The sequence below is a fragment of the Pseudomonas sp. genome (assembly GCF_032058845.1).
In the GTDB taxonomy this organism is placed as follows: domain Bacteria; phylum Pseudomonadota; class Gammaproteobacteria; order Pseudomonadales; family Pseudomonadaceae; genus Aquipseudomonas.
The window spans coordinates 1-11,397 of the sequence record NZ_DAMCCR010000118.1 but is presented as its reverse complement, the minus strand read 5'-3'; the positions used below and the strand labels follow the sequence as shown (position 1 = coordinate 11,397).

The window sequence follows — 11,397 nt, the reverse complement described above, 5'->3', positions numbered from 1 at the left end:
GCAAGAAGCTCGACAACATGCGTGCTTCGGGCAAAGACGAAGTCATCGCCCTGGTTCCGCCGGTTCGCTTCACCCTGGAGCAGGCGCTGGAGTACATCCAGGAAGACGAGCTGTGCGAAGTCACGCCAAAGTCGATCCGTCTTCGCAAGAAGATCCTCGACGAAAGCGAGCGTACCCGCGCTGCCAAGAAAGCCAAGAACTGAGTTAGTTCTGGCTGAATGAAAAACGCCCCCGATCGAAAGGCCGGGGGCGTTTTTGTTTGTCTGGGGGCTAGGTGCCCATCGCGGCAGTCGCCTGCCGAGTTGAAGTCGGGCTTGCGGCCCAATTCATCCCACAGCACGGCACGAGCGGCTTTCAGCGCACCTGCGCTTTCGGCTTGTACGCGCAGTACCCCGGCCGCGGCCCGATCCGCGGGTGATTGCGGCACGTATCCGGGCGCTTGTCGTAGATGGTGCACAGGCGGCTCTTGCGATCCAGGTACAGGCAATCGTCATTGCTCATGCGCGTCAGGGTGAAAATCCCCGACTTCTGATTGAAACGCTCGACGATGCCATCTTTCTGCAAGCGTTTGGCGATAGCCTTGGGTGGCTCGCTCTTCTCGAATTCATCGACCACACCGATGCGGATCAGGTCGTTGATCTTCACTTCCACAGGCAGCGTGCAGCAGGTGGAGTGGCAGCCGCCGCACATGTGGCTGGCATAGCGTTGCCAGGTTTCCAGGCGGTCGACTTCGGCCGCGGCAATCAGGGTGGTTTTCATCGTAGGGGAGGGTACAGGTTGGCGGATCACGGTCCAGGGCGCGCGATCATACCGGAGTTGCTCAAAATGTGAACAATCTTTTGCCCGAATGGCCGTTGGCCATTTAATCGCGAACCGTAGCCTGCACTTCGGGTCGAAGCGTCTAGTCTCAACCCTCTTCCTCCGCCTCCGTCAATCTTTCCGAGGACGCCGCATGCCCCAGGACACCCACGTACGCGAAGCAGAGGTGGCCGATTTTCGTGCCGCCGTACTGGCCAAGCTGACCTACTCGGTCGGCAAGGACCCCGAACACGCAGGTGAGCACGACTGGTTCGAAGCCGTTGCCCTGGCGGCGCGCGACCACATGGTCGAGCACTGGATGGACCACACCCGGCGTGCCTACCGACGCAACCAGAAGCGGGTCTATTACCTTTCCCTGGAATTTCTCATCGGCAGGCTGCTGTACGACAGCCTGAGCAACCTGGGCCTGCTCGACATCGCCCGCGAGGCCATGGCCGGGCTGGACGTCGACCTCGAGCGCATCCGTCTGCTCGAGCCTGATGCGGCGCTGGGCAACGGCGGCCTGGGCCGTCTGGCTGCATGCTTCATGGAAAGCATGTCCACCCTGGGCATCGCCGCCCACGGCTACGGCATCCGCTACGAGCACGGCCTGTTCCGTCAGGCGCTGGTCGATGGCTGGCAGCAGGAACAGACCGAGAACTGGCTGGATTTCGGCAACCCGTGGGAGTTCGAGCGCCCTGAGGTGATCTACCCGATCAGCTTTGGCGGTGGCGTGGAGACCCTCACCGACAACAACGGCATCCAGCGTCAGGTCTGGACCCCCGGCGAAACCGTGCGCGCGGTGGCCTACGACACGCCGGTGGTCGGCTGGCGGGGTTCGAGCGTGAACACCCTGCGCCTGTGGCGGGCCCGAGCGCTGGAGGAGCTGCACCTGGAGCGCTTCAATGCCGGCGACCATCTGGGCGCCGTGGCCGAAGTGGCGCGCGCCGAAAGCATCTCGCGCGTGCTGTATCCGGCCGACAGCACCGAGGCTGGCCAGGAACTGCGTCTGCGCCAGGAATACTTCTTCGTCTGCGCCTCCTTGCAAGACCTGATGCGCCGCCACCTGAACATGCACGAGAGCCTGCTCAACCTGCCGGACTCCGCCGCCATTCAGCTCAACGACACGCACCCGTCCATCGCCGTGGCCGAGCTGATGCGCCTGCTCGTCGACCAGCACGAAATCCCGTGGGACAAGGCCTGGGAAATCACCGTCGGCACCCTGGCCTACACCAACCACACCCTGCTGCCAGAGGCGCTGGAAACCTGGCCGGTGGCGCTGATGGAGCGCATGCTGCCGCGGCACATGCAGATCATCTACCTGATCAACGCCCACCACATCGATGCGCTGCGCGCCACAGGCCAGCACGATTTCGACGTGCTGCGCGCCGTGTCGCTGATCGAGGAAGACAACGGCCGCCGTGTGCGCATGGGCAACCTGGCCTTCCTTGGCTCGCACAGCGTCAACGGCGTGTCGGCGTTGCACAGCCAGTTGATGAAGAGCACCGTGTTCGCCGAGCTGCACAAGCTCTACCCGGGCCGCATCAACAACAAGACCAACGGCATCACCTTCCGCCGCTGGCTGTACCAGGCCAACCCCAAGCTCACCGAGATACTGGTGGACACCCTCGGCCCGGAGCTGCTCGACGACCCGCAAGGGCAACTGCCGCGCCTGGCGCCGTTTGCCGACCAGGCCGATTTCCGCGAGCGCTTTGCCGCCCAGCGCCTGCACAGCAAGACGGCCCTGGCCAGCATCATTCAAGAGCGTACCGGCGTGACCGTCAGCCCGGACGCGCTGTTCGACGTGCAGGTCAAGCGCATCCATGAATACAAGCGCCAGCTGCTCAACCTGCTGCACACGGTGGCCCTGTACCAGGCCATTCGCGCCGAGCCGAGCGGCGACTGGGCGCCACGGGTGAAGATCTTCGCCGGCAAGGCAGCGGCCAGCTATCACCAGGCCAAGCTGATCATCAAGCTGACCAACGACATCGCCCGGGTGGTCAACAACGACCCCACCGTGCGCGGCCTGTTGAAAGTGGTGTTCCTGCCCAACTACAACGTCAGTCTGGCCGAGAGCATCATTCCGGCGGCCGACCTGTCCGAGCAGATCTCAACCGCCGGCTACGAGGCCTCAGGCACCAGCAACATGAAGTTCGGCCTCAACGGTGCGCTGACCATCGGCACGCTCGATGGCGCCAATGTCGAGATGTGCGAGCACGTGGGGATGGAGAACATGTTCATCTTCGGCCTCACCGCGCAGCAGGTGCAGGCGCGCAAGCGTGACGACGACTACGGTGCCAGCGCTGCGCTGAGTGCCTCGCACCGGCTCAATGACGTGTTCCAGGCCATTCGCGGCGGGGTGTTCTCGCCCGATGACCCATCGCGCTATACCGGCTTCATGGACGCGCTGGTCAGCTATGACCGCTTCCTGGTCTGCGCCGACTTCGACGCCTACTGGGACGCCCAGCGCCGTGTCGATGCGCTGTGGAATACTCCGCAAGACTGGTGGCGCATGGCGGTGCACAACACCGCGCACATGGGCTGGTTCTCGTCTGACCGGACCATCGGCGAATACGCCAGCGAAATCTGGAATGCCCTGGACTGAACCAGTCCCCTCGCGGCCACGCGCCGCGAGGGATGGCTGAACTGACTGGGCAAAGCGTCGTCTGATCGGCCAGTCAAGTCGCATTGCTCGCTAGCGTGCGTCTCTCCCTGTAAACTGCCGGGGTTTTTCCTCCCCCATCCTGTCGGAGCCATACATGTCTCGCGTTACCCTGAGTCGCTATCTGATTGAGCAGACCCGTAGCAACAACACCCCTGCCGATCTGCGTTTCCTGATCGAAGTGGTGGCGCGCGCGTGCAAGGAAATCAGCCACCATGTGTCCAAGGGCGCCCTGGGCGGTGTGCTGGGCAGCATGGGCACTGAAAACGTGCAGGGCGAAGTGCAGAAGAAGCTGGATGTGATTTCCAACGACATCCTGCTCGAAGCCAACGAGTGGGGCGGCCACCTGGCTGGCATGGCCTCCGAGGAAATGGACAACGCCTACCAGATTCCGGGTCGCTACCCCAAAGGTGCCTACCTGCTGGTCTTCGACCCGCTCGATGGCTCGTCGAACATCGATGTCAACGTGTCGGTCGGCACCATCTTCTCGGTACTGCGCTGCCCGAGCGAATACCTCAGCCAGAACGAAACCCTCAACGAAAACGCCTTCCTCCAGCCGGGCACCGAGCAGGTCGCTGCCGGCTATGCCATCTACGGCCCGCAGACCATGCTGGTGCTGACCCTGGGCAACGGCGTCAAGGGCTTCACCCTGGACCGCGAGCTGGGCAGCTTCGTGCTCACCCACGAAGACATCACGGTGCCGGAAAGCACCGCAGAATTCGCCATCAACATGTCCAACCAGCGTCACTGGGAAGCCCCGGTGCAGCGCTACGTCAGCGAGCTGCTGGACGGTGAAACCGGCCCGCTGAAGAAGAACTACAACATGCGCTGGATCGCCTCGATGGTGGCCGACGTGCACCGCATCCTGACCCGCGGCGGCATGTTCATGTACCCGCGCGATTCCCGCGAGCCAGGCAAGGCGGGCAAGCTGCGCCTGATGTACGAAGCCAACCCGATGTCGTTCATCATCGAGCAGGCGGGCGGCGCGGCCACCAACGGCCGTGATCGTATTCTCGACATCAAGCCCGAAAGCCTGCACCAGCGTGTGCCCGTATTCCTCGGCTCGAAGCAAGAGGTCGAGCGCGCTACTGCCTATCACAAGGAGTAAGTCATGCTCGCACCGTGGCAGCCGTTGCTGGAGTGGTGGTTCGGTTGGGGCGTCAACGCCCAGGCTGTGGCCGATGAGAAGAGCACGCTGTGGTTCGGCAAGCACCATGACGACGAGGCCCGCGCCTTGTTCGGGGAGCTGGTCGAGCAGGCGCTCGAGGGCGGCCTGGATGAATGGCAGCAGAGCCCGCAGGGCTGGCTCGGCCTGATTCTGCTGCTCGATCAGTTGCCGCGCATGCTCTACCGCGACACCGCCCGCGCCTTCGATGGCGACCGGCGGGCCCAGGTAGTGGCCATGCAGGGCCTGCAGAAGCAACTGGACTACCAACTGCTGCCGATCCAGCGCGTGTTCGTGCTGCTGGTGCTCGAACATGCCGAGGTGCTCGACTGGCAGAACCTCAGCGTGGAGCGCTACCAGGCCCTGCTCGACGAGCAGCCTGAGTCGAGCCGGCGTCTGTTCGAGGGTTTCCTCGACTACGCCGAGCAGCATCAGCGGATCATCGAGCGCTTTGGCCGCTTCCCGCACCGCAACCTGCTGCTGGAGCGGCCCAGCACCGACGAGGAAATGGACTTCCTGCTGGAGCCGGGTTCGCGCTTCTAGACGGTACACCCGAAAGCCCGGCAGTGTCTTGCGACGCTGCCGGGCTTTTGCGCACCTGGCCCTGGCATTCCGATCAATGGCAGCGCCCGATGCGGCTGTGGATGGGGAACCGGATCGACTTTTTGCCCTCCAAGGACGCTGCAGGTTTCCATGCCTGTGCCCCATGTCCAGGAGTCTCCCCATGTCGTTTCGCGTTTTCGCCTTGCTGACCCTCTGCGTCGTCCTGACCGCCTGCAGCAAGATCAACCAGGAAAATTATGCCCGGCTCAAGGCTGGCATGAGCAAGGCCGAGGTGGAGCAGCTGCTGGGCACGCCCACCGAGTGCTCGGGCGCATTGGGCATGACCAGCTGCACCTGGGGTGACGAAAAGAGCTTCATCAGCGTGCAGTACGCCACCGGCAAGGTGCTGATGTACTCGGGGCAGGGCCTCAAGTGAGTACGCCACGCCTGTTGGCAGCCGCGTGCTGCCTGGCATTGCTGGCCGGTTGCGCCAGCCCGGCCAATGACCCACTGGCACCCAAGACCGCCGGCAACGTGAGCCTCAAGCGCTACCAGGGCACCTGGTACGAACTGGCTCGCCTGCCGATGGCGCATCAGGACGCCTGCGCGCAATCCGAAGCCCATTACAACCTCAAGCCCGACGGCAGCTTCGATGTGCTCAACCGTTGCCGCACGCTGGGCGATGAGTGGTTGCGCGCCCAAGGTCACGCCAACGTGCAGACGGTCGGCCACACCGACAAGCTGTGGGTGGAGTTCGACAGCGGCCTGACCCGTCTGCTGCCGGGGGTGACCCGTGCCGAGTACTGGATTCTCTACGTCGACCCACGCTATCGCACGGCGATTGTCGGCAGCCCGGACCGCAAGTACTTGTGGATTCTGTCTCGTACACAGGGCTTGTCGGCCTGGGAGCGTGAAAGCCTGCTGGCCAAGGCGCGCCAGCAGGGCTATGACACCACCCGTCTGGTCTGGCGCCTGCCCGACCGCGACATCGCCAGGATGCACTGAGCGGCGCAGGGACCGTCGTGTTCAGTCGGGCGGCTCCAAAGCTGAGTCACGCGTCTGCTGACAGCGTGGGTCAGGGTGTTCAACCCTGGTCCAGCAACTGGCGCAACACGCGGGTGAAGGCCTGGGCGCTTTGATCCTCCAGAGCGTGGTGGCCCTGACGCACGACCCAGCGGCCGTTGACCATCACATCGCGCACCTGCCGGTCACTGCCAGCGAACAGCCAGCGATTGAGGATCGCGTCGCCCTCGCTACTGCTGATGTACGGGTCCTGACCATCGAGCACCAGCCAGTCGGCGCGCTGATCGACAGCCAGGGCGCCGACTGGCTGGCCAACGGCCTGCGCGCCGCCCTGTACGGCGTTGTCATACAGATGGCGCCCGAGCATCGGCTGATCGCTACCGTGCAGGCGATTGCGCCGCTGGTCACGCAGGCGCTGGCCGTATTCCAGCCAGCGCAGTTCCTCGACCACGCTGAGTGATACGTGGCTGTCCGAGCCAATGCCGATGCGCCCGCCCTGGGCCAGGTAGTCGACGGCCGGAAACAGGCCATCGCCCAGGTTGGCTTCGGTGGTCAGGCACAGGCCGGCCACCGCCTGGCTGGCGGCCATGGCGCGCACTTCGTGCGCATCGGCGTGGGTGGCATGCACCAGGCACCAGCGTGCATCGACCTCGACGTGTTCATATAGCCATTGCAACGGCCGACGCCCACTCCAGGCCAGGCAGTCATCGACTTCCTTGCGCTGCTCGGCAATGTGGATGTGCACCGGGCAGGTACGATCAGCGGCCGCCAGTACTTCGCTGATCTGCGTGGGTGTCACTGCCCGCAGCGAGTGGAAGCACAGGCCAAGTGCCTGCGCAGGCTGCGCGGCCAGCAGCGGTGCCAGTTGCTGGTGCAGGCGCAGGTACTGCTCGGTGCTCTGGATGAAGCGTTTCTGCCCGTCACCGGGCGGCTGGCCACCGAAGCCGGAATGGCTGTAGAGCACCGGCAGCAGGGTCAGGCCGATGCCGCTGGCGTTGGCGGCGGCACTGATGCAGTGCGACAGCTCGGCCGGATCGGCATACGCGGCGCCGTCGAGGTCATGGTGCACGTAGTGGAACTCGGCCACCGAGGTATAACCGGCCTTGAGCATCTCGATGTACAGCTGTTGAGCGATCACCTGCAGGTGCTCGGGGCGAATGCGTCCGACCATGCGGTACATCAGCTCGCGCCAGGTCCAGAAGCTGTCGTTGGGGTTGCCGGCCACCTCGGCCAGCCCGGCCATGGCGCGCTGAAAAGCATGCGAGTGCACATTGGGCATGCCAGGCAGCAGCGGCCCGGCGAGCCGCTCGGCAGCCTCGGCCGGGGCGTTGGCTTCGATACGGGTCAGCACGCCGTCGGTGTTGACCTCAAGGCGCACATCGCGCGCCCAGCCATCGGGCAACAGCGCGCGTTCGGCGAAGTAGGCAGGCATCCGTGGAAATCCCTGTTGTGGTTGGTTGTATAGACATATACAGGCGTTTGATGGCCCGGTAAACTCCGGCAAGCTGTCGTCATTCCCCCGCACAAGGATGCCCACCGTGGCCACACCCCCTGTTTCCACGCTGGCTGCCCACCTGGGTGATTCGCCGGCGCCGCTGTACGCACGGGTCAAGCAGATGATCGTTCAGCACATCGACAACGGCAGCTGGCCAGCCCATCACCGGGTGCCGTCGGAGGCCGAGCTGGTCAGCCAGCTGGGCTTCAGCCGCATGACCATCAACCGCGCCCTGCGCGAACTCACCGCCGATGGCCGGCTGGTGCGCATGCAAGGCGTGGGCACCTTCGTCGCCGAGCCCAAAGGCCGCTCGGCGCTGTTCGAGGTCAACAACATCGCCGACGAAATCGCCGCCCGTGGCCATCGCCACAGCTGCCACGTGGTGCTGCTGGCCGAAGAGACCGCAGGCTCCGAGCGCGCCCTGGCCCTGGATGTGCGCGAAGGGCAGCGGGTGTTTCACTCGCTGATCGTGCATTTCGAGAACGGCGTGCCGGTGCAGATCGAAGACCGTTACGTCAATGCGCAGGTCGCCCCGGATTACCTCAAGCAGGATTTCACCCTGCGCACGCCCTATGCCTACCTGTCCCAGGTGGCGCCGCTGACCGAAGGCGAGCACGTGGTCGAGGCCATCCTGGCCGAGCCGGACGAGTGCGCGCTACTGCACATCGAGCGCGGCGAGCCGTGCCTGTTGATTCGCCGCCGTACCTGGTCGGGTCGCCAGCCGGTCACCGCCGCACGGCTGATTCACCCAGGCTCTCGGCATCGCCTCGAAGGGCGGTTCGGCAAATGAGCCAGGTGCGCTGCCTGCGTGCCCAGGATTACCCGCGTATGCCCTGGAAGAATGGCGGCGGCGTCACCAAAGAGGTCGCCCGCGATTGCGGTGATGGCCTCGAGGGTTTCGGCTGGCGCGTGTCGATTGCCGACATTCAGGCCTCCGGTGCTTTCTCGCGCTTTGCCGGGTGCCAGCGGATCATCACCGTACTCGAAGGCGATGGCATGCACTTGCAGGTCGATGGCCAGATCAGCAGGCCGTTGCTGGCGTTCGACGCCTTCGCCTTCAGCGGGCAGAGCGAGGCCAGCTGCCAGCTGCGGGGCGGGCCGATTCGGGACTTCAACCTGATCTACCAACCGCGCCGGTTCGCCGCACGCCTGCAGTGGCTGGACGGGTATGCGCACCTGTTCAGCTCGGCCGCCACGGTGCTGGTGTTCGCTGCAGGCGAGCAGGTCGAGGTGCAGTGCGACGAGGCCCAGACGCACGCGCTGCGACGCCATGACTGCCTGCACATCACGCAAGACCAGACGCTTGCGCAGCTGCAGATACAGGGCCGCTGCTGCGTCATCGAGCTGACGCCCAGGCTTTAGACGCTGTCCGAAATGCCCTGCGTTCGCCTGCCGCCACGCCGTGCCCGGTGCCGGTGCGCGCCGTAACCCCAGATGCTTGAGCGCCAGTGGCGAATGGAAACACCCACGGATTATTTGCTTGTCCATGCTTGTACATACAAGTAAAGCTGTGTTTGTATAGCCGTCATCGCCACCCTGCCGCGGACGACCGCAAAGGACCTCTCCCGTGACTGACAACAACAAATACCGTGACGTCGATATTCGTGCCCCACGGGGCACCACCCTTACCGCCAAGAGCTGGCTGACCGAAGCGCCGCTGCGCATGCTGATGAACAACCTCGACCCGCAGGTCGCCGAGAACCCCAAGGAACTGGTGGTGTACGGTGGCATTGGCCGGGCTGCGCGCAATTGGGCCTGCTACGACAAGATCGTCGAAACCCTTACCCGCCTGGAAGACGACGAAACCCTGCTGGTGCAGTCGGGCAAGCCGGTCGGTGTGTTCAAGACCCACAGCAACGCACCGCGCGTGCTGATCGCCAACTCCAACCTGGTGCCGCACTGGGCCAACTGGGAGCACTTCAACGAGCTCGATGCCAAGGGCCTGGCCATGTACGGCCAGATGACCGCCGGCAGCTGGATCTACATCGGCAGCCAGGGCATCGTCCAGGGCACCTACGAGACCTTCGTCGAAGCCGGTCGCCAGCACTACGCCGGTAACCTCAAGGGCCGTTGGGTGCTGACCGCAGGCCTGGGTGGCATGGGCGGTGCCCAGCCGCTGGCCGCCACCCTGGCCGGCGCCTGCTCGCTGAACATCGAATGCCAGCAGAGCAGCATCGATTTCCGCCTGCGCAGCCGTTACGTCGACGAGCAGGCCACCGATCTGGACGACGCCCTGGCGCGCATCGCCCGCTACACCCGCGAAGGCAAGGCCATCTCCGTGGCCCTGCTGGGCAATGCCGCCGAAATCCTCCCGGAACTGGTACGCCGTGGCGTGCGCCCGGACATGGTAACCGACCAGACCAGCGCCCACGACCCGCTCAACGGTTATCTGCCGATCGGCTGGACCTGGGAGCAGTACCGCGACCGCGCGCAGACCGACCCGCACGCGGTGGTCAAGGCCGCCAAGCAGTCCATGGCCGTGCACGTGCAGGCCATGCTCGACTTCCAGAAGATGGGCGTGCCGACCTTCGACTACGGCAACAACATCCGCCAGATGGCCAAGGAAGAAGGCGTGAGCAATGCCTTTGACTTCCCCGGATTCGTGCCGGCCTATATCCGCCCGCTGTTCTGCCGCGGCATCGGCCCGTTCCGCTGGGCGGCGCTGTCCGGCAACGCCGAGGACATCTACAAGACCGACGCCAAGGTCAAGGAACTGATTCCGGACGACGCCCACCTGCACCGCTGGCTGGACATGGCCCGCGAGCGCATCGCCTTCCAGGGCCTGCCGGCGCGTATCTGCTGGGTCGGCCTGGGCCAGCGCGCCAAGCTCGGCCTGGCCTTCAACGAGATGGTGCGCTCGGGCGAGTTGAGCGCGCCGGTGGTGATCGGCCGCGACCACCTGGACTCAGGCTCGGTGGCCAGCCCCAACCGCGAGACCGAGGCCATGCAGGACGGCTCCGATGCGGTGTCTGACTGGCCCTTGCTCAACGCCTTGCTCAATACCGCCAGCGGCGCCACCTGGGTGTCGCTGCACCATGGTGGCGGCGTTGGCATGGGCTTCTCGCAGCATTCGGGCATGGTCATCGTCTGTGACGGCACCGACGAAGCGGCCGCGCGTATCGCCCGCGTGCTGAGCAACGATCCTGGCACCGGCGTCATGCGCCATGCCGATGCGGGCTACGACCTCGCCATCGACTGCGCCCGCGAGCAGGGCCTCGATCTACCGATGATCACCGGTTGACCCCCTGGCCCAGCGCCCGCTTCAACAACAATAAAAGGGATCTTCAGGGTAATGCCGTTCAGTTAAGTGATCGGGGCCGCTTTGCGCCCCATCGCGGCTAAAGCCGCTCCCACAGGAGCGTGATCGGGGCCGCTTTGCGCCCCATCGCGGCTAAAGCCGCTCCCACAGGAGCGCTAGGTCTGACTCCAGCGCTGGACCTGTGGGAGTTAAGTGATCGGGGCCGCTTTGCGCCTCATCGCGGCTAAAGCCGCTCCCACAGGAGCGCTAGGTCTGACTCCAGCGCTGGACCTGTGGGAGTTAAGTGATCGGGGCCGCTTTGCGCCTCATCGCGGCTAAAGCCGCTCCCACAGGAGCGCTAGGTCTGACTCCAGCGCTGGACCTGTGGGAGTTAAGTGATCGGGGCCGCTTTGCGCCTCATCGCGGCTAAAGCCGCTCCCACAGGAGCGCTAGGTCTGACTCCAGCGCTGGAC

General features: G+C 64.7%; 10 protein-coding genes and 1 pseudogene. 9 read left to right on the top strand and 2 right to left on the bottom strand.

Going from position 1 to position 11,397, the window contains the following annotated elements:
• A pseudogene (locus tag RT028_RS17775) lies at positions 1 to 203 on the top strand (translational GTPase TypA); the annotation flags it as partial.
• Between the two features lie 151 nt (positions 204 to 354).
• Here the strand turns inward: RT028_RS17775 and RT028_RS17770 are convergent.
• Positions 355 to 759 carry a YkgJ family cysteine cluster protein gene (locus RT028_RS17770; RefSeq protein WP_312936422.1) on the bottom strand — a complete coding sequence of 135 codons (405 nt, stop codon included), beginning with the start codon at positions 757 to 759 and terminating at the stop codon, positions 355 to 357.
• Positions 760 to 952: 193 nt separating this feature from the next.
• Here RT028_RS17770 and RT028_RS17765 point away from each other — a divergent pair, with 193 nt between their 5' ends.
• From RT028_RS17765 to RT028_RS17745, 5 genes are all read left to right on the top strand, one after another.
• Positions 953 to 3,403 (top strand): glycogen/starch/alpha-glucan phosphorylase, encoded by a 2,451-nt coding sequence (locus RT028_RS17765; RefSeq protein ID WP_312936421.1) that lies wholly within the window; start codon positions 953 to 955, stop codon positions 3,401 to 3,403.
• A 154-nt stretch (positions 3,404 to 3,557) separates the two neighbouring features.
• Positions 3,558 to 4,568 (top strand): class 1 fructose-bisphosphatase, encoded by a 1,011-nt coding sequence (locus RT028_RS17760; RefSeq protein WP_312936420.1) that lies wholly within the window; start codon positions 3,558 to 3,560, stop codon positions 4,566 to 4,568.
• 3 nt (positions 4,569 to 4,571) lie between these two features.
• Positions 4,572 to 5,168 carry a DUF924 family protein gene (locus tag RT028_RS17755; protein ID WP_312936419.1) on the top strand — a complete coding sequence of 199 codons (597 nt, stop codon included), beginning with the start codon at positions 4,572 to 4,574 and terminating at the stop codon, positions 5,166 to 5,168.
• 181 nt (positions 5,169 to 5,349) lie between these two features.
• Complete coding sequence (gene bamE, locus RT028_RS17750; RefSeq protein WP_312936418.1) at positions 5,350 to 5,604, top strand: outer membrane protein assembly factor BamE; 255 nt, start codon at positions 5,350 to 5,352, stop codon at positions 5,602 to 5,604.
• A complete protein-coding gene (locus tag RT028_RS17745) occupies positions 5,601 to 6,173 on the top strand; it encodes a lipocalin family protein (RefSeq protein WP_312936417.1) in 573 nt (190 codons plus the stop codon). The genes bamE and RT028_RS17745 overlap by 4 nt, the downstream gene beginning before the upstream one ends.
• Positions 6,174 to 6,252: 79 nt before the next feature.
• On the opposite strand, the gene RT028_RS17740 is transcribed toward RT028_RS17745, so the two are convergent.
• Positions 6,253 to 7,623: a formimidoylglutamate deiminase gene (locus tag RT028_RS17740; RefSeq protein WP_312936416.1), complete on the bottom strand. Its 1,371-nt coding sequence runs from the start codon at positions 7,621 to 7,623 to the stop codon at positions 6,253 to 6,255.
• Between the two features lie 97 nt (positions 7,624 to 7,720).
• Here RT028_RS17740 and hutC point away from each other — a divergent pair, with 97 nt between their 5' ends.
• From hutC to hutU, 3 genes are all read left to right on the top strand, one after another.
• A complete protein-coding gene (gene hutC, locus RT028_RS17735; RefSeq protein WP_312936415.1) occupies positions 7,721 to 8,476 on the top strand; it encodes a histidine utilization repressor in 756 nt (251 codons plus the stop codon).
• Positions 8,473 to 9,048, top strand: a complete 576-nt coding sequence (locus RT028_RS17730) for a HutD family protein (protein ID WP_312936414.1) — start codon at positions 8,473 to 8,475, stop codon at positions 9,046 to 9,048. The genes hutC and RT028_RS17730 overlap by 4 nt, the downstream gene beginning before the upstream one ends.
• Positions 9,049 to 9,253: 205 nt before the next feature.
• Positions 9,254 to 10,927 (top strand): urocanate hydratase, encoded by a 1,674-nt coding sequence (gene hutU / locus RT028_RS17725; RefSeq protein WP_312936413.1) that lies wholly within the window; start codon positions 9,254 to 9,256, stop codon positions 10,925 to 10,927.
• Positions 10,928 to 11,397: the final 470 nt, after the last annotated feature.

Bases quoted from the DNA above. Each gene is read 5' to 3' on its own strand.
- RT028_RS17770 (WP_312936422.1), bottom strand. From the start codon at position 759: ATGAAAACCACCCTGATTGCCGCGGCCGAAGTCGACCGCCTGGAAACC.
- RT028_RS17765 (WP_312936421.1), top strand. From the start codon at position 953: ATGCCCCAGGACACCCACGTACGCGAAGCAGAGGTGGCCGATTTTCGT.
- RT028_RS17760 (WP_312936420.1), top strand. From the start codon at position 3,558: ATGTCTCGCGTTACCCTGAGTCGCTATCTGATTGAGCAGACCCGTAGC.
- RT028_RS17755 (WP_312936419.1), top strand. From the start codon at position 4,572: ATGCTCGCACCGTGGCAGCCGTTGCTGGAGTGGTGGTTCGGTTGGGGC.
- bamE (WP_312936418.1), top strand. From the start codon at position 5,350: ATGTCGTTTCGCGTTTTCGCCTTGCTGACCCTCTGCGTCGTCCTGACC.
- RT028_RS17740 (WP_312936416.1), bottom strand. From the start codon at position 7,623: ATGCCTGCCTACTTCGCCGAACGCGCGCTGTTGCCCGATGGCTGGGCG.
- hutC (WP_312936415.1), top strand. From the start codon at position 7,721: ATGCCCACCGTGGCCACACCCCCTGTTTCCACGCTGGCTGCCCACCTG.
- RT028_RS17730 (WP_312936414.1), top strand. From the start codon at position 8,473: ATGAGCCAGGTGCGCTGCCTGCGTGCCCAGGATTACCCGCGTATGCCC.